Source organism: Paenibacillus sp. EKM206P (assembly GCF_011066155.1).
In the GTDB taxonomy this organism is placed as follows: Bacteria; Bacillota; Bacilli; order Paenibacillales; family Paenibacillaceae; genus Paenibacillus; species Paenibacillus polymyxa_D.
The window spans coordinates 46,740-65,628 of sequence record NZ_JAAMNQ010000004.1; the positions used below are offsets into that span (position 1 = coordinate 46,740).

Annotated in this window: 15 protein-coding genes and 1 pseudogene; all 16 read right to left on the minus strand. The window is 46.3% G+C overall.

Translation table 11 applies throughout. From position 1 onward, the window contains the following. Window positions 1–78: 78 nt before the first annotated feature. On the minus strand, window positions 79–378 hold the full coding sequence (locus G9G53_RS09995) for a DUF6509 family protein (protein WP_029519139.1): 300 nt from the start codon (window positions 376–378) through the stop codon (window positions 79–81). After that, window positions 372–2,339: an ATP-dependent DNA helicase gene (locus G9G53_RS10000; protein ID WP_029519138.1), complete on the minus strand. Its 1,968-nt coding sequence runs from the start codon at window positions 2,337–2,339 to the stop codon at window positions 372–374. Before G9G53_RS10000 ends, G9G53_RS09995 begins: the two co-directional genes overlap by 7 nt. 358 nt (window positions 2,340–2,697) lie before the next feature. Further along, window positions 2,698–3,417, minus strand: a complete 720-nt coding sequence (locus G9G53_RS10005) for a hypothetical protein (protein WP_165147258.1) — start codon at window positions 3,415–3,417, stop codon at window positions 2,698–2,700. A gap of 76 nt (window positions 3,418–3,493) precedes the next feature. Next, window positions 3,494–3,988, minus strand: coding sequence for an RDD family protein (locus G9G53_RS10010; protein ID WP_029519136.1), 495 nt, complete (start codon window positions 3,986–3,988; stop codon window positions 3,494–3,496). 397 nt (window positions 3,989–4,385) lie between these two features. Then, complete coding sequence (locus tag G9G53_RS10015; protein ID WP_165147261.1) at window positions 4,386–5,522, minus strand: glycoside hydrolase family 88 protein; 1,137 nt, start codon at window positions 5,520–5,522, stop codon at window positions 4,386–4,388. A 56-nt stretch (window positions 5,523–5,578) separates the two neighbouring features. Beyond that, complete coding sequence (locus G9G53_RS10020) at window positions 5,579–7,489, minus strand: glycosyl hydrolase (protein WP_165147264.1); 1,911 nt, start codon at window positions 7,487–7,489, stop codon at window positions 5,579–5,581. A 28-nt stretch (window positions 7,490–7,517) separates the two neighbouring features. Beyond that, a complete protein-coding gene (locus tag G9G53_RS10025) occupies window positions 7,518–9,422 on the minus strand; it encodes a heparinase II/III family protein (protein WP_165147267.1) in 1,905 nt (634 codons plus the stop codon). Window positions 9,423–9,630: 208 nt separating this feature from the next. Further along, entirely contained in the window at window positions 9,631–10,623 is a 993-nt protein-coding gene (locus G9G53_RS10030) for a cation diffusion facilitator family transporter (protein ID WP_029519132.1), read from the minus strand. A 249-nt stretch (window positions 10,624–10,872) separates the two neighbouring features. After that, window positions 10,873–11,142 carry a 30S ribosomal protein S14 gene (gene rpsN, locus G9G53_RS10035; protein ID WP_029519131.1) on the minus strand — a complete coding sequence of 90 codons (270 nt, stop codon included), beginning with the start codon at window positions 11,140–11,142 and terminating at the stop codon, window positions 10,873–10,875. Between the two features lie 266 nt (window positions 11,143–11,408). Next, window positions 11,409–12,377 carry an ABC transporter ATP-binding protein gene (locus tag G9G53_RS10040; RefSeq protein WP_069010207.1) on the minus strand — a complete coding sequence of 323 codons (969 nt, stop codon included), beginning with the start codon at window positions 12,375–12,377 and terminating at the stop codon, window positions 11,409–11,411. Continuing rightward, complete coding sequence (locus tag G9G53_RS10045) at window positions 12,370–13,353, minus strand: ABC transporter ATP-binding protein (protein WP_165147270.1); 984 nt, start codon at window positions 13,351–13,353, stop codon at window positions 12,370–12,372. The genes G9G53_RS10040 and G9G53_RS10045 overlap by 8 nt, the downstream gene beginning before the upstream one ends. A 13-nt stretch (window positions 13,354–13,366) precedes the next feature. Continuing rightward, entirely contained in the window at window positions 13,367–14,293 is a 927-nt protein-coding gene (gene opp4C / locus G9G53_RS10050) for an oligopeptide ABC transporter permease (protein WP_029519128.1), read from the minus strand. Window positions 14,294–14,308: 15 nt separating this feature from the next. Beyond that, window positions 14,309–15,262 carry an ABC transporter permease gene (locus G9G53_RS10055; protein WP_165147273.1) on the minus strand — a complete coding sequence of 318 codons (954 nt, stop codon included), beginning with the start codon at window positions 15,260–15,262 and terminating at the stop codon, window positions 14,309–14,311. A gap of 107 nt (window positions 15,263–15,369) precedes the next feature. Then, a complete protein-coding gene (locus tag G9G53_RS10060; protein ID WP_165147276.1) occupies window positions 15,370–17,094 on the minus strand; it encodes an ABC transporter substrate-binding protein in 1,725 nt (574 codons plus the stop codon). A gap of 198 nt (window positions 17,095–17,292) precedes the next feature. After that, the gene (locus G9G53_RS10065; RefSeq protein WP_029519125.1) at window positions 17,293–18,228 is read right to left on the minus strand and encodes an ArsR family transcriptional regulator; all 936 of its coding nucleotides are present in this window, start codon (window positions 18,226–18,228) and stop codon (window positions 17,293–17,295) included. 250 nt (window positions 18,229–18,478) lie between these two features. After that, window positions 18,479–18,715 (minus strand): annotated as a pseudogene (locus G9G53_RS26900) (discoidin domain-containing protein); the annotation flags it as partial. Window positions 18,716–18,889 lie beyond the last annotated feature (174 nt).

Sequence of the window (18,889 nt, forward strand, 5' to 3'; positions counted from 1 at the left end):
CCTGATCATGTCAGGCCTCCTTGATATCTTCATCATATGTTAGCTATATACCAGCTGTACTAGCTAAGTGTCTTACTGTTACTTCACTATTTCATCCTGTACATGTTCTTTACAGAAGTTCTCAACAGCTTGCAGCTCATCCTCTTCAAGTTCAAGATCAATGTAATGATTCGTTACTTTTTCAATTAATTCATACTTCAGCAGTCCTGTCTTTTCTTCGTCTACTAAATAAAGACAACGGATATACAGTCCGTTTTCAGTGTATAGCTCGTCGTCCTCCTCTACCTCTACATCAATGATAAATTCATAACGCTGTCCAGTCAAAATACCAAAAGCATCTTTAATCTGATCTACGGTGTACGCTGTAAAGTTCAACATGTTTTTATTCCCTCCGGGTTTCCTTCAATTACGGTGCATTCTACGCCTGCAGGCAGTAGTTGTTCAACTTGTATACGTACTTCTTGACGACTCAAATCCTGGCCCATGATGGATATCCAGCCCCGATCATTGCGCGAACGAATTAAACGCCCTATGCCTTGTCTGAGTCTAAGTGCCATGTGAGGCATATCTATCTGAATAAACGGATCTGCTGCATCCTTGCGCAGAGCCGTAAAAACCGGATCATTCGGAGGAAATGGCAGTGACCAGATAATAACGTGCGACAGAGAAGGTCCAGGAATATCCAATCCTTCCCATAATGTGACAGCGCACAACACACTTTCCTCATCATTCTGAAAAGCTGAGATCAGATGGCTGATTTCAGCCGAACCTTCGTACAGAAAACGATAGGCAGACGCCTCCGGGTAAGCAACGAGACCCGTCTGGAATGCAGCCAATTCCTCCTGTGAAGGAAACAGGATAAGCGCTCTTCCCTGCGATTTCTCCAGCAGTGCCAGCGCTCTCTGGATTGGATCATCCCCCGCTTGCAACGGGTACAGTGCAGCTTGCATCTGATCGCTGTAGTCATAAGGTGAAGCAACAGAGAACGTTAGCGGATTTTCAATACCGAGACTCTGCGCCATATAGTCAAAAGAGCTTTCTACGGAAAGCGTAGCTGAAGAGAATACGATCGGTATATGCTGCGCAAATACTCGCTCTTTGAGAATCTCTTTTACCATCTTCGGCATAACCACAAGCGTTAATCCATCCTGATCCTCCATCACCCACGAAATGAGAAGTTCAGGACGCTTAAACAAAGCCAACGCGGTTTGAATCATTTCCAAATGTTCTTCCACAATTTTGACTTGATACTCATCCAAAGAGAATAGTCCGCTTTCAAATACAAGCTCTTCCTCGATCATGCCGATCAGTTCTCCAAAGCGGTTTACCTCTCGAGTCAGTGACTCATTCAGGATGAACTCCTTGCGATTAGAACCCTGGACAGGCTGACTGTTCTTATCTAGTGCAGCGAACAAAGCCTCACTTTGGGAGATTGCATCTTCAATCGTCATTGCCAGAGATTCTCGCACTTCTCCCTCCAGCAGTCGGGTAATTATAGACTCAAACTGAGCGTGCTTAAGCTTGTAAGTAAGCGCATTTTGTGCCGCTGTCTCCAGTAAATGCCCTTCGTCAAAAACAACAGAGCTGTGCTCCGGCAGCAACGGCAACTGACCCTCGCGCTTTCTCGCTTCGTAGGTCCATACATGCTCCATATAAAAATCATGAGAGCAGATGACCAGATCTGCCGCTTTGCGATAATGATCACGAGACAACGTCTGACCACAACGATGCCGCTGATGGCAAACGAGACAGTCTTGAAATACATCCCATCCGAGTCTGCTCCATTGTCCATCTGTTAGCTCAGGATATTCCTTTCGGTTCCCGTAAGGAGTGAAGGACTGTAACGTATCTGGAAAATGAACAAAATCCGGTAGATCCTGATAGATATCACGGAAAACATCTGCGTCCTCATCCAGTCCGCTTCGCACCTCATCCAGCTTATTCAGGCAAATATACTGATCTGGCGACTTCCCCAATCTGGCATCAATCGTCAGACTCAAATGCTGTGCCAGCTTGGCGATATCCCCTTCCGGCTTTACCAATTGTTCAATTAACGATTCATCTGCACAGGCGATAATCGCCGGTTTTCTCATGTATCGGGCATATGCAATAGCGTACAGCAGGTATACCAGCGTTTTACCAGTACCCACACCTGCTTCTGCAAAAATGGTCTTTTTTTCCTTATAGGCACGTTCTAGCTGGAATGCCATATAAATTTGTTCATCCCGAACCTCAAAGCCGACTTCAGGCAAAACTTCATAAAATACATCCGCAATCCAGTCACTTGCCTGCTCAATAAACGGCTTGGACGGATCAAAGGCAAAAGGGTAAGTAGTCAATCGGGCTGTGCCTCCAATTCGTTCATAATGTGCATCCTTTCATTATAACGCAAAACAAGCTAAAAAGAACATGAAAACTGTAAGAGCAGCTTATATTTTTTTTATGTCGGTATAAGATTCCCTTTAAAATAAAGGGGCATACTTTCGTCTCGGTGAGATGCTACGTTATATTAATATTTCATAAAGAAAGCTACATAGACATCTACGATGGAAATTTTTTGAGAAATGTCTGTTTCTTCCGTAATAGTAAATGAAGAAAATTATCATGACAAAATAAAAGAAACCAGCTAATGTATTACAAGCATTAGCTGGTTTCTTGTTGATTGATGAATATGCATTAAGCAGAAGCTCGTTCTCCTTAACTCATGTTTAAGATTCGCCAATTAGATCCAATTTTCCCCACGCTTATTAATACATGGTTTTGTTCTTCTCCATCTATATAAAGCTTAACTTCAAGCACCCTTATTTCTTGTATATTCATAGTCTGCTCTATAACATTTTTGTTCTTTTCACTATGACTCGATATTATTTGAGGCTTAGAGTACGTGCTACTCACCTTCATTTCCTTGATTTTCTTTAGGTCCCTAGCAGCATTCGCTTCTCCCATAACGATACGTTTGCCCACCATATCCGGATTTGAGTTTAGGAACAGTAACATATAAAATTTCTCCCAATACTGTTCATATTCGATAAAGCTTTTTAAAAAGTTATGGCTTTCAAAGGAAGGAATGGGAGCACCTGCTTGAAGCTCATAGGTATGGAGCAAATTGAAATGATTATCTACTGTATTCGCACGATACTTTTCCACAATAGGAAAACATTTTAACGCACTGTCGAAGTTATGATCATTTACAGCTTCAAAAAAGGCTTCTACCACCAATTCGGGCGTGGAAAATTGCGCCTCAGTGGGTTGTGGCAGATCTGCCTGCAAGTTCTCCAAATAAGTGCTTCCAGGCTGCTCTTTTCTAGCATCTTCAGAGCTGATCTCTCCAGAATGTCCTTTATTCGTACAACCCGCAACCACTACGAACAGCAGCAGGACTACAACTGAACAAAATATCCATTTTCGTTGTCGCATGAATTCATGTTCCCCCATTATTTTGAAAATCAAAGACTACTAAGCTTTCCTTAATAATCGGTGATCTCCTCCGTACTTACAGAAAAGACGATTGCTGATTGTATCGCTGCAACTCTTTTTTATGTACAACAAAGGTATTGGTACAAAGATCGTGGACTCCCTGTTTCTTCGCAGTAAAAGCGACCACAATATATATAAGACGTAAAATCACAAAAGAAACGGCTTTAATCCAATAACGTCCTGAGGCATGCAAGAATCCAAGACGCTTTCCTTCCTTGTCTACAACAATTAAAGAGAACACAAGCTTACCCGGTGTTGCTCTTACCTTCGATGATTCCCATAACACACAGTAAAGCCATGGTACTACGAGCCATAAGATCAGCGGCCAAACCATAAGCAGCACTTGTATGAAACCCGTCTCCTTTATACCCAGAAGATCTGGGATAATGTTAATTGCTCCCCCTACTAAAAGGACTATGCCAGTAAGGATGATCAAATCAATCAAAAACGCGGCTGTTCTTATCCAGAATCCTCCGTACATCCGTCTTTCAGTATCACTTGTTCCTGTCATGATATGTATAACTCCTTTTGAAACGATATTTAAAATCCAGTTTATTCCTTTACACAAGATGATATCATACGGTTACCTACCTATATTGTCAATTTACGAATAAATACTCTTAAACAAGTAAAAGGACCTATTTCCATGCATTAAAATGAAAATTTTTAGGAATTAAGATCTTATATACAATGATTTTTCTTTGATTGGGTACAAAATAAGCGCAGCTACAATCTCTTCCCCCTCTATAAGTAGTACTTTGGCATCGAATTAAATAAAGTCTTTTTTTGTGCATAAAAAAACAGCGTATATGTAAATGAGATTACATACACGCTGCCTCACTATTACTCTGTGGATTTGACAAGCAACAGCTCAGCTCGAATGAGCTTGTTCCGGATCATCTTACTCACTATATTTTTTTGCATTCAACACTAAACAAACCTTCTTCACCACGCAGCTTTGCCAATGCCTCGACAAAGAAATAATCGCCATAGATAATGGGAACGTTGATGTATTTTTGCTCAGGATAATGTACAGTCCCATTCATCAGCAATCCCTCATGCTCCTCGCCCCACGCCGTACACGTATGATGCAAGCCCTTGAGTATAGATTCTGCAGCTTCTGTAAAATGCTCCGCACGTGTCGAATATTTTGCCAGCTCTAGCAAACCACTGGCTGCAATCGCCGCAGCCGATGAATCCCATGCCCCTCGGTGCTCTTCTTCTGCTCTAAAATCCCACACAGGCAGGCAAGCATCGCCCAGTTGGGACAGGAAAAAATCAGCCGTGTTCTCGGCCACCTTCAAATAACGCGAATCGCGCGTGTACCCATACGAAAGCGTAAAACCATACAATGCCCAAGCCGTGCCACGTGCCCAGGCAGAACCGGGAGCAAATCCCTGTCCACCATGCTCGGCGACCTTTTTTCCAATCTCCGGATCGAATTCGACCACATGTGCGATAGAACCGTCCGAGCGGACAAATTCACGTGCTACGGTATCTGCATGCTGCATAGCGAGAGCGGCAAAACGCGGATCTCCGCTTTCCTCCGAAGCCCAATAAAGCAAGGGTAGATTCATCATACTATCTATAATCGCAATGCCCCGTGTATCCATGTCCTTCGAGGGGAAGTTCCATGCGCGAATAAAACGGCCATTCACGTTAAAACGGGCAGCCAGCAGATTGGCAGCCAACACCCCGCGTCTTCTGGACTCTAAATCTCCGGTCAGCCGATGGGCGGCTACACCGCTGAGCAGCCAAATAAAGCCAAGATCATGGTCTACAGCTTCGCTATTATAGAGTATTTTTTCCAAACGACCCTCGCACCGCTGTGCAATCCCGGCAGCCACACTGTCAGGACGCGCCCGATTGGTCAGCCACAGTAGCCCCGGATAAAAGCCTGCTGTCCACCACGCTTCTTCACGATTATCATAACGTCCACCCTCAGCAACATGTGGAAAAGCGTCCCCCAGTCTTGCCGCTAAGGCAAGGGTCTTATCCAAAGCCAGCTCCCACGATTGTTCCAGCCACGCTTCTGCTTTCGTCATTTCTTTTCCCTCTCCTTTTTCCACATGTTAAACCATATTCATGGCTCCAGCTCTAACTATTCAGGTAACCGAATGATAAAGGAAATGCGGTTGCCTTCATATTCCAGACGCGCTCCCTTAAGTAAACCATTCCGACAGGCTACTGAAGCTAATTCTTCCGGCCATACCACGTTCGTTCCATCCGTCGTCGGGATGACTTCAAGGCTTGCACCTGCGTATTCTACTCGAATGCTTTCCGTTTCTTTCCCGGCTGACATGACATGATGAATAACGCTGCGCTCTCGACCGTCATACGCCATTAAGGGAATAAGTGCCCCTACATTCTGAATATTACCTTGAAGCTCATATGTCACTTCAATTTTGCCGGGTACCTGCCGATAATGCGTTCGGATTTCCCTCACTCCCGGGAAGGGGCCTTCCCACAGGAGTGTAAAATTCGTTGCTCCGTCAAACACTGAGCTTTGTTCCATCTGTACGGTTCCTCCACCATCCTGCGGGTCAATCCCTCCATCCCGATCGAACTCCAACGTACCGGGAATACCTTCCGACAAACTGTGCCACTTTCCGTCCTCCGTTTGCCAGGCCGGGGTATAGCTCAGCGGGAAAATATCTCCCTCCGCGAAGCCTGTAAAGCCGCGGTCTGCATGACCTGCTGAGGACGGACCGATCAGCGACGGCAGCGCAGACTGCTGAATACGCACGATGCCCGGAACATTATACGGGTCGTTGACCGATGTTTGCACAAGCATTTGCTGCCCCTCTACGGCTGCAATGACAGTCTGGAACCAGCCATCCGTTGCCAACACCCGGCTGCCGATTTCCGCCGGGACGAAGGTTGGAGAAATGCGATCCATCTCCTCCCCATATAGAAGGGTGTGGGCCAGCACAGCCGCCGTCCACAGACTGTAGCAGGTATGATTCGAGTACACCTCAAAGCCATGCCGTGCCTCGGACGAATAATGGTTGCGGACGATGTGCAGCTTGCCGTCATCGGTCTGCCAACGGCTAATCGCTTGCCAGCATAAATCTGCTGCCCGTCGGAACGCACCTGCAAGCCCATGCTCTCCTGCCGTAATAGCCTGCTGAGCATGTGTTGTAAAGACAAAGGCAGCAGCCGCTTCGTTCCACTGATGCTGCGCGCTTCTTCCACGCGGCGGAATTTCCCCGTGCGGGGATAGCGCCAGTAATGTGCTGAGCGCCCCCCTGCGAAGGTGGTCACGCAGTTCGAGTGCGCAGCTGCCATCATATCCATTCTCCAGCATCACGCCCAAATGAAAACGTGTAACAATATCGTAGGCAAATGGGCTATTGGGCCGATCCAGCGGTCCATCCTGATACAGGCCCAAACCGGTAAAACGAGGCAAATGGTAGCTTCGGATATACTTCTCCATCCATTCCGAATCGGCTGCAATTCCTTCCGCTGCACGCAAAAACTCGCCGGAAATCATAATTGCATTCCAGTTGATCATCCGGTTCGGGTTTTTCATTTTGCTCATCGTAAAAATGTAGGTCTGCTCCGGCTGAATTCTGCTCAGTTGTTGCTTCCATGCCGTGGCTTGTTCTGGCAGCAAATTTTTAAGGAGCCGATACGCTCCCATCATCATAATTGGAAAAAAGTCTGGGTGGTGATCGGGCGCTTTTTCCTCCACTACACAAGCTATGCTATGCGTCAAGGCCGCAGCAGCAGATTCCAGTAAATCATGCCGGCCTTCTTTGACCAATACCGCCGCAGCGAACGCATAGGACGGGGTGGAGTAGTACCGTTCACTTTCAGAATGGAGGTCAATGATAGCTCCAGATTCATCCTGATGCAGGGCATATGCGCGAACCAGCTTTTCCAGCACGGCCAGCTTATGTTGGTGAGTCCATCCGTCATTCACTTGGTTCGGTGCGCTTTCCACCTGTTCTATAAATCTCTCCAGTTCCGTCTGCCAAGGGTACGCGCTGCCTGTCTGCAGCTTATTCATCCTGTCTGCCTCCCATTCAAAATGAAAATTAATGTATGGTAAAAAACAGATTGCAATCTACGCTTGCAGAACCGTTCCAGTGATTGGAGCCCAGCTGCAGCGATGTTTTATAAAACACAAAGGGAACTCCGTCATGATCTATGTGCTTCACAGCCTCCACCCCCGCCCGCAGCACGCTGGCATCATAATCTAGCCTGACGACCGCGCTCGTTCCCTTCCATTCCACGAAGTTTGCTCCCAGATTAGGCTGAATGCGGCTGATGAAAAGCTCCTCCACATCCCATGACTTCATGCTAACGCCAGACGTTTCAAACTCAAAATGATCTGTGACGGTAAGCCTTGCTCCCTTGCTTCCCTCCAGCACAGTCCATGTGGAGGAGCGGGTGAAGACTGCCAATTCTTCTACGGGATAAGCAGATGTCAAATCAAGCTTAAGTCTTGTGCCTGGCTGTACCTCCTCCTGCTCATCCAAAGCAATATCCAGTACAACCGCCTTTGCCTTTGCGCCCGATTGCTGCATAGTCCCATTGATGACAGGCACGGAGTGACCTCCGGAGGAGATATTGATAATCGACTCTCTTCCCGGTGAAAAATAGGCCTTCGTGTATAAGCCTGCTCCCAGATCACACAATAGATTTTCGCCACCACCATGAAGGATGAAGTGTCCAAGATCGTTATGATTGTGCGGTTCATTGTTATGCCCAGCCTTCGCTGAAAATGCAAGCATGATACCTGATTCACCCTTTTGGCTTCCATATCCACTATGGCTGGAACTGCGGCTGCGGCACATCAGCCAACCAAGTTGCGGCAAATAATTGGCAACGGTCTCACCGCTCCCAAATGCCAAAGGATTCGTCCAGACCAGATTACGCAATACATGAGCCCAGCGGCGACAGGGGTCTTCCAACAGACCAGGTACGCGGAAAGGGAGTGTAGATGGTCGTTCTTGCAATGAATTCAAATGAGAGATGAGTCCGGAAGGCAAACGTTCCGTTTCACTACTGTCCGAATAATTAGCAAAAATGCCATCCGACAGATGAACCCGCTCTGCAAAGGCTGCGATTTGCCTAATCTTTTCCGAGTTCAGAATATCCACTGCTCCTTCGGTAAACTCACGCAGCATATCGGCAAAATAAATGAAATAACCAAAGCCGTACACCCAGTATCCTACGCCTTCGGGGCATCCCCCGTCCTCACTGTAGCCTGCCAAAAAACAATCCAGTGCGCCCAGCATGCTCTCGATGGCTACCGCTCTGGAAAAGTCATCTTCTACCAGCAGCAATGCTGCAATTCCACAACCCGAAGCACATACTGCCGACCAGTTATGATCTGCGGTTTCCCATCCAAAATGACGAGGCTGCCAAAAAACGGGTTCCAGTACACGACGTTCGATCTCTTCGTGCACCTGAGCGACCACATGGCTAGCCAGTTGTTCTCCTAGCAGCAATAAAATTTCAACCAGCATTTGTGCTGTTTCGGACGTGAATAAATCCACCTGCTGCCAAGGCGGTGTTACTGTGTCCTCTTCATTGACATGTGCAGGAAGCGCCCAGGTGTACTCGCTGCATATGTCCAGCAGACCGCTTTCCACCGCTTTTATCTTTCGAGGCTCCGGCTTGACAACCGCTTCCAGCACTATAGCAACCAGTCGTCCACGCCGTCCAAAGTACACATCCTCATACGGTTTGCGCTCCCCTGTATTAGCAAATTCCCGAAACAGAGACAACGGCAGTTCAGGCCATGATGTTTCCCGATTATCTTTACAGGCACGCTCAATATCCTTCCAAAACTCGGCGTATATCGGCTCAGAGACAGTCGTCCGCAGCCTTTTTGTCCAATTACTCCTTAACCGTTGCCTTGCTGAATCCTGCATACTACCAGCCAGCGCCTTAACGAGCCGCGAAGCAGGCCAAGCCTCCCTCAGAAGACTCATTTGCCTTTCCTCCCCATGAGAAGCATTCGTTTCACCCTCTTTTTTGTTAACGCTTTCATTGTATCTAACAATCATCCTAAATTCAAAGGGGTAGAAAAACAATACCGCAAAACACAAAAGAACCTCCACGCCACGTTGCTGTAGTCATGGAAGTTCTTGTTCTACTCTTTTGCCAGACTGAGTCCAGATTGGCCTGGATTTATCGTTTCTAGACCTTTGGCTTTTCTGGTTTCCAGTTTTTAATTCCGTCATCCTCCAGAATACCCAGTGCTGCATCTGAGATATTAGGATCACGTAGCAAAGCGTCCTCGACTCTAAATTTAATATCGTCAGCATCTGCCAGCGTCATGCCCGGTGTAAGCTCAATCAACCCTTCCACGTGATAGTAGCGTCCTTCCTGCAAAATACGCATTTGATAAATATCCGTAACATGTGTGTCTGCTAGAATAATGGAAGCCACACGTTCTTCGATATCAGGAGGAGCAGATACACCGATCAAACCTACCATGTTGTCGTAACCGACCCGGAAAGCAACACCGACCATCAGACAACCGATGAGAATACTTGAAATACCGTCCAACAGTTTAAAATCGGTCAGCGATGTGACCACCACTGCTAGCAGGGCGAGTACTCCCCCCGTTGTTGCTACCAAATCTTCATAAAATACCAGACGGGTTGGCGGTGCAGCACGCCCCACGTGGCGGAACGCAGTGGTGAAAATGCTTAGCCCCTTCGCTTCTACTCTGGATTCATGCAGCACTTCTTTCATCGCTTTGCTCCATACAAATCCGTCCACCACTAGTGACAAAATCAGCACTACTACATTAATCCAAAATCCATGTGTAGATTCAGCCGGATGCTGAAGCAAATGAATGCCTTCCAATGCGGTTTCATAGGCCATGATCGTTACGACAATAACAGCAACCATACAGAACAGGTTAATCACCCGTCCAAAGCCGGTAGGAAAGCGTTTTGTCGGTTTTTTCTCTGCTAGTACACTGCCCGCGAACACAAACATTTGATTCACTGCATCCGCAATGGAATGCATCATCGTAGCAAACATAGAACCACTACCTGTCAAGGCAAAAGCAATCCCCTTAATCAAGGCAATGCCAGTATTACCTAACGCCGCCGAGCCCGAAGATTTGTTTCCTTTTTTGACCATACTCCAAAAGGAGTCCTCTTTCTGTTTCACTTCCATCTTGTAGCTCCTCCTGAGGTATACATAATCTGTTATATCATCGTTTGTTATGTATTATTTTTAACCCGTCCATATTCTACCTAACCAGCTGAGGAGAATCAATACAAACGATAATATTTTCCATGGAAAAGGAATGCCCCATGTCACCCTACGACATGAAGCATTCCCGTTACAGCCTTCTATCAGACATACCCTCAAGTTAACAACACAGATAATCTACATGCGCTGGCGATCAACATAAGTGCCTGTTTACCAGCTTGATTTCGTAATGCCTGGAATTTGGCCTTGATGTGCCAACTCGCGGAACGCTATACGAGACAGCTTGAATTTGCGCAAGTATCCTCTGGGTCTTCCTGTCAGCTCACAACGGCTTTTCAGGCGTGTTGGAGATGAGTCACGCGGAAGCTTTTGCAAAGCTTCGTAGTCCCCTTTTGCTTTCAATTCACGTCTCAGGTCCGCATATTTAGCTACAATTTCCTGGCGTTTCTTCTCTTTTACGACTTTTGACTTCTTGGCCATGTAAAGCTCCTCCTTGTGTTATATGCCAATCATGAAGGTTCACCATCACTACCACGAGATTGATGAACACGGATATGAACATGATTTCACACCATAAATAGTAATAATTACGATTACTATTTAATATAACGCTGCTCCAAGCGTGTTGTCAACCCAAGCGGTTTGAATCACAACAACATTAAAAAGCCGTTGAAACAGTAGACCCCTTTCACTCTTGTGATCGGTCTGCCGTTTCAACGGCTTTAAAATTTGTTGACTAGCTCTGTTCATTCAGCCAAATGGCAAGCTACCCAGTGATCTGGACGTGCCTCACGATAGAGTGGAATCTCTTTAGAACAACGCCCGATGGCAAAGGGGCAGCGAGTATGGAATTTGCAGCCCGAAGGCGGATTAACCGGACTAGGAATATCCCCCTTGAGCAAAATTCGTTCTCTTTTCAACTTCGGCACCGGAATAGGCACAGCCGACAGCAACGCCTTCGTATACGGATGCAGCGGATTGCCGAATAACTCGTCACGCGAAGCTGTTTCGACCATAGAGCCTAGATACATCACGCCAATACGGGAACACAAATGTTCCACCACGCTCAAATCATGCGAGATGAACAAATATGTCAAACCCCGTTCGGCCTGCAATTTGGCGAATAGGTTAATAATCTGCGCCTGTATGGACACATCCAGCGCTGATACCGGCTCATCAGCGATAATTAGATCCGGCTGAAGCGCCAACGCTCGGGCAATGCCGATCCGTTGACGTTGACCTCCCGAAAATTCATGGGGGAAACGGTCGATATGATATTCGGACAATCCACATAGCTTGAGCACGTCCAGCACAATCTGCCGGACCTCCTCTTTGGTAGCTATACCGTGATCCAGTAGCGCCTCACCAATGGCATCACCAATCCGTACACGGGGATTCAGCGAGCTATACGGGTCTTGAAAGATCAGCTGAATTTTAGGACGAAGCTCCTGCATCGCTTTGGCAGACAAGCTGTGCAGATCCACCCCTTTGTATTTTACGGTACCGTCCGTTTTATCCGTCAATCTAACAATCGTGCGGCCCACCGTGCTTTTACCGCTCCCCGATTCCCCTACCAACCCGAAGGTTTCACCCTGACGGATTGTAAAGCTGATATCGTCTACCGCCCGCACATGTCCTGAAGTACGGTTCATAAACCCGGACTTCACGGGAAAGTATGTTTTTAAGCGGTCTATTTCCAACAATGGCTCAGCCATGAACAACCGCCTCCTCATATAGCCAGCAGGATGCTTTCTGCTGAGCTGAAACTTCTTTTAATGTAGGCTCTTTTATACGGCAAATGTCCATGCAATACCCACAGCGGTCGTGAAAATAACAGGAAGTCGTCAGCTCCAGCGGATTAGGTACCTGCCCGGGGATGGAATACAGTTCCTCTTGGCGCTGATTAAGCACCGGTTTGGATTTTAGTAACCCCTGTGTATAAGGATGCTTGGGATGATTGAACAGCTGTACCACTTCGCCTTCCTCGACGATCTTGCCTGCATACATCACTATGACGTAATCAGCCATTTCGGCGACAACACCCAGATCATGGGTGATTAGCATGAGCGACATATTGGATTGGGCTTTAAATTCACGCAGCATATCTAGAATCTGCGCCTGAATCGTTACATCCAGCGCCGTGGTTGGCTCATCCGCGATAAGCAGCTTGGGACTGCAAGAAACAGCAATGGCAATCATAATGCGCTGCAGCATTCCTCCGCTCAGCTCATGCGGATAGCTTTTTAAAATCTGCTCCGGTCGGGATATGCCGACCTGTTCAATCAGTTCCAGTGCCCGCTTGCGAGCTTCCTTTCGACCCATCTTTAAATGCTCAATCAGTGGCTCCGACAGTTGTTCGCCAATGGTCATGACTGGATTCAATGAAGACATCGGCTCCTGAAAGATCATGGATATTTCATGCCCGCGAATCGTGCGCATCTCATTTCTGCTAAGCTCTAGCAGATCGGTTTCCTCAAAACGGATGCTTCCGCCTGCTACTTTACCACCAGGACTCTGGATGAGACCCATGATCGACATCGCGGTAATACTTTTGCCGCAGCCCGATTCACCGACAATGCATACCGTTTCCCCCGGCTTCACACGGAAGCTGATATCATCCACCGCTTTAACCGTTCCTTCTTCTGTATAAAAATGAGTGCTTAAATGTTCAATGGAAAGTAAATTGTCCATGGTGCATGATCACCTACCTCTTATGTTTCGGATCAAGTACATCTCGTAGCCCGTCACCAAAAATATTAATAGCGATGACTGTAGCAAAAATAGACAGGCCTGGCGGTATCCACAACCAAGGTCGTTGCTGAAAATCCAGCACATTGTTGGCGGCATCAATCATATTGCCCCAAGTTGGTGTCGTGGGTAGCACGCCAAGGCCAAAGAAGCTGAGTACAGATTCACTCAAGATAGCTCCGCCAATATTCAATGTAGCGATAACGATCAACAATGGTAAAATATTCGGCAGCAGATGCTTGAACAGCTTTCGACGATTCGAGAGTCCCAGTACCGTCGCGGCTTGCATAAATTCACGTTCCCGCAAACTAAGCATCTGGCCCCTCACCATCCGTGCAATCCCCGGCCAGTTGACCAGACTAAGCATCAGCATGACAATATACATCCGTTGATCGGGTGGAACCTTCCAGTCAGATAGCAGCGCGCCCATAATAAATAGCAGGGGCAAACTGGGAATTGTCAGCAGCAAATCAGCAACGCGCATAATAATCTGATCTGCAATCCCGCGAAAATATGCGGATATGACCCCCAGCGTAGCCCCCAAAAAGACTGACAATACCATGGAAGCCAAACCCACGGTAAGAGAAATTTGACCTGCCTGCATCACACGTGTCAGCACATCCCGTCCCAGCTTGTCTGTTCCTAACCAGTGATGGATATTTGGCGCCTTGTTCATCATTAATATATTTGTTTTATTATCGGAATAAGGAGAAAATAACGGGCCGATAAAACAGAGCAAAAACATAAATACCACGACGAGCAGACCAGCCATAGCAAGCTTGTTTCTGAACAGCTGCCGGAGCGCTTGCTGCCACATTGAAGATTTAACAGTTGCTTGCAGTCTGCCGTTGCTCTTGCTCAAATTACTGCTCACGGATGACATTCCTTAGCCCCCTTCTTACACTTTCACACGCGGGTCCGCGATGCGATATAAAATATCGGACAATAGTGTCCCGATCACGCTCAATATGGCAATTAGCATCGTAAAGCCCATAAGTAGCGGATAATCCCGGAGCGAAAAGGATTGCATGTACAACTGACCGATTCCCGGCCAATTAAAAATCTTTTCAATAATCAGGGACCCGCCAAACAGCGCAGGTAATTCGAAGCCAACGAGCGTAATGGCAGGCAGTAATGCATTTCTCAATGCGTGCGTAAAAAGTACCTTTCTTTCCTTTAAGCCCTTTGCACGGGCTGTGCGTATATAATCCTGCTGGATCACGTCGATCATATTGCTACGGAAGTAGCGGGTCAACGACCCCAGTCCCAGCAGCGTCATAACGATCACTGGCAAGGTCATATGCTGGAGAACCTCCTTCACATACTCCATACCTGTAGCGTTACTGCCCGTATTGAGCATGCCACCGGGTGGCAACCACTTCAGGTCAACCGCTGCGATTTTAATCAGATACAGCCCGATAAAAAAAGAGGGCACAGACATGGCAGCGAAAATCACTATCATTACCAAAGTATCAAACCATGAATACTGCTTATAAGCAGCAACCACACCAATAATGACCGCGATAAACCAGGTCAGGAAGGTCGATATAACGGCCAGCAAAAACGAGTTCCAGATATATTCATTAAATAAGGTCAGAACCGGCTTCTGCTGGGCAAGCGAATAGCCAAAATTGCCATGCAGCGCATTGCCTAGCCAATTTCCATAGCGTTCAAGAATAGGCTTATTGAGGCCGTAAATTTCCCTCAGCTCCGCCTTTCTCTCTGGCGACAGCTTCAGATTGCCGCTAATGAAATCTCCCGGTGTCATGGCATACAGGAAAAAAATCATCATCGATGCGGCCAACAAAATAATAACCATATACGTCAGTCTTTTCGTTAAAAACGAGCTCATGACAGACTCCTTTCAATTCAAGGTCAGGCTACTCATTACGTTTCCCCCATTTGGGAGGCCCCTTGATCCGAACCTGATGTTCTTCACAAGGGGCCCGCAAATGTGGCTTATTTAAGGGACCATTCGAACAAATTACCAGACAAGCCAATGAACGGACTGACCTTTACATGTTCCATCCGACCATTGTAGGCATACACCGTCTTCTTATAGTTGGTAAAAATAACGGGCAGTTCATCGTTTAGCAGCACATATAATTCTTTATATATTTTCTTGCGTTCTTCCATATTCGTCGTAGACAAGCCTTTTTCATATAGCTCTTTTACCTTTGGATTGTTATATCCCTTGACTTCTCCATTGACGAATTGCTCGATTCCATCCGATGGATCTGTCAGCATGCCTGTCGAGAAGGCGGCGAGATCATAATCTTTACCTTCTACTTTGGCTACCATTGCATTAAAGTCTGCAAAGATTTCCGGCTGAAGGTCAACACCAATCGCTTTGTAATTTTCAGCCGCAAGCGCAATAAAGGTGTCTGTTTCTGGACGTTTAGAGGTCAGCAGGTGAATGGTCAGCTTCTGACCGTTTTTCTCACGGATACCGTCACTACCTTCTACCCAACCCGCTTCATCCAGCAGCTTTTTCGCTTGCTCCGGGTCGTAGTTGTATGGATTGATTCCATCGGTCGTGTAAGACCAGAATATTGGGGAAGCTGGAATGTTTGCGACCGCCCCTGCTCCCTGAGCTGCGTCGACATAAATACTTTTCCGATCCAGTCCAAAGGTCAATGCTTGACGAACCTTTTTATCCTTAAGCTTTTCATTTTCTAGATTTACTTGCAAATATCCGTAAGTGCTAGGGGTATACGGCAAAATGTTTAAAAAGCCAAGCCCTTTCAGTTTGTCAATATTTTCCTGAGTTGCGGTGAAGGATGCAAAGTCGGTATCGCCCGTTTCAATAAACTGCCAAGCATCGCCTTCTGCTGTTTTGTAAATGAAATGCTGTGTTTTCGGCTTGCCTTTGAAAAAGTGATCATTCGCCTCCAGACGAACTTCTTGCCCCGGAATAAATTTTTCCAGCTTATAAGCCCCATTCCCCAGAGGACTACTATGTAGATTCTTAAAATAATCCAGCTGTCCAAACTTATAATCCTTGCCGTAGTAGGCTTTGGACAGTACATATTCACCCAGAATCGGCAGAGCCAACGCGTTAGGTTTTTCCAACGTCGCAGAAATGGTCTGCGCATCAATTACCTTGATTCCTGCAATTTGTTTTGCCTTGCCTTCCGTATAGGCGTTGCCGCCTTTAATGTTCAGCTTTCGGATTTGACTGTCGCCAGGATAGGCTTTGTCATAGATCAACGTCCAAGTAAAAGCGACATCTTCTGCTGTCAAAGGGGAGCCATCACTGAATTTAGTACCGGGAGCCAGATGAAATGTATACGTTAGATTATCTTTAGAAATATCCCAGCTCTTAGCCAGATTGGGCAGCGGAAGCCCCTTCTCGTCTACTGTGACCAGCGGAGTCCACAATTGCGAAATCACGTTGCCGTCATAGCCGCTTTGGTTAAAATACGGAGTAAACACCCCGGCTGGGTCAGTCAGACCCACAATAATCGTGTCGCTTCTCTTTTTGGACACTTCCGGCAATTTGGACATATCAGAAGCCTTTACCAAACTTGTTAATGGCTGCGTTGTAGTAGCTGTCTGTGTGTCCCCATTATTTTGGGCAGTAGCATTGTTGGAGCTGTCCGGTCCACCGTTAGAGCAAGCCGCCAGCAAAATAGAGCTCGCCAGAAGTAGACTGCTAAGTAAAATAATACTCTTTTTCAACATAATCCCCCCGAGTTAAATTATTAAATTCCGATAGAACAAGTTGTGATTAAGAAGATAAACCTCATTATAGGAATTTATTGGGGTTCTGTAAAGGGAGAACTACATTTTTTATGTAAAAAAAAGACGTCAACTCATCTGGATTCCAAATGATCGACGTCTATTTGTTTAAAGTGTTAAAGTCTGACGGGTGCGTGCAGCCTAATTTCGCTCCATATAGCCAAAAATGCTCCGATGCATTTCATCCACAGCCGAAAGCCGTGCGCTATATCCGAGTAATGTTTCTCCATCAAAATGTGCATGAATGAAGCCGGAGGCCCGAAGCTTAAAAATATGGTCGTGCGTGATTCCCTTGGACAGCTTGAGATGACGGACAATCTCAATAAAGGTTCGTGGAGACTGGCTTTGATACAAATACTTTAAAATCCTAAGCCTGCTCTTCTCCCCCAAGCTTCGGATCATTCGATATTCCTGTGGGGATAAAAAATCTTCCTCCTGAACATAAATTCCTGCCGAGTAATGGCATAACAGGAGCGACCCAAATCGATAAATAATATTTATCGGCTGAAAATGGTATTGAGGCACCAGCAACACGCGCGTCAGTCCCTCGGAAGGCTCGAACCGGAAGCCATTAGTGGTACGATCCACCCACTCCATAGAGCTATAAACGCCCTTCTCCTTATTTCTTCGTTCAGCTTCCTGTTCCAGACCGCTTAGAATACTTATATCCACATGGCGAAAATACTCTTCGTCCCAGCCAGATAGCAGTTGCAAAGCAAGTTTGCGAAGCTTCTCCATGTCGTCAGGCAGCGGAATCCCATAGGCTGATGCCTGTTGTTTTAATTCCTGTAAAGTCTGGCTTTCCAAACGGTCTACGACCTCTTCAACGCCCCCCTGATCAGAAAGCATATAGACAAGTCCATAAATAACCTTCCAATCTGCATTGATTTCCATGGACTCCAGCAATTCGGACAAACCTGGAGACAGCGTTCCACTCACTTGCTCCGCCCACCCGGCTGATAAGTCGGTCTTCTTGTAAGCCTTGCGGCAAATAAAGGTGTGTAAGCTGCTGAGCAGCTCAAACACCGGTCCATATGCTACATGTACATCGTAAGGAGCATTCACGTCGTGACTCATCGCTTTCTGTCCTCTTTTCTATCATATCTGATGTCCATTATACATACTATCGTACACCCATTCATTCTTAGTGAGCCATTCGTACGAGAATTTAGCAAAACACAGACACAAATATGAAGGAAACAAGCGCTATAATCAAAGCGCAAAAAAAGCCTGATCTCACCAGACTTTAACTGTTCAGCTATGAATTCAAAAAGGTTGTCTCCCACAAATATCGCAGGAGACAACCTTGGGTCAAATAGTATAATGTTTAAAGTTTGTTAGCTGCTACTTTCCACTCTAAAATTCCTGTGGATGCTGAACCTTTGGATACCATTTCAATTCTTAATTTCGTTGTTTTTACAGGCGTAAAAGTAGTTGTATTATACTGGTCTGCCGAAGCACCCAATCCATTAGCCTGCTTGACATTGGACCAGCTGCGACCATTCCAATACTTAATCTTGTAAGACTTAGGAACATCAATGCCACCGCCATCTTTAAACCAATAGACATCCGTTTGGGATACCGTATATTCTTGATCAAAATCATATTGGACCCATTGTGACCTGTCTCAGGCCAAAATGAAAAAACCGTTTATTCACTGAATCAATTCCATCGCAGAATTTGATTTTGGAATAAACGGCTCTATTTATAAGCTTTTTCACACTACTCTAGTAATTTT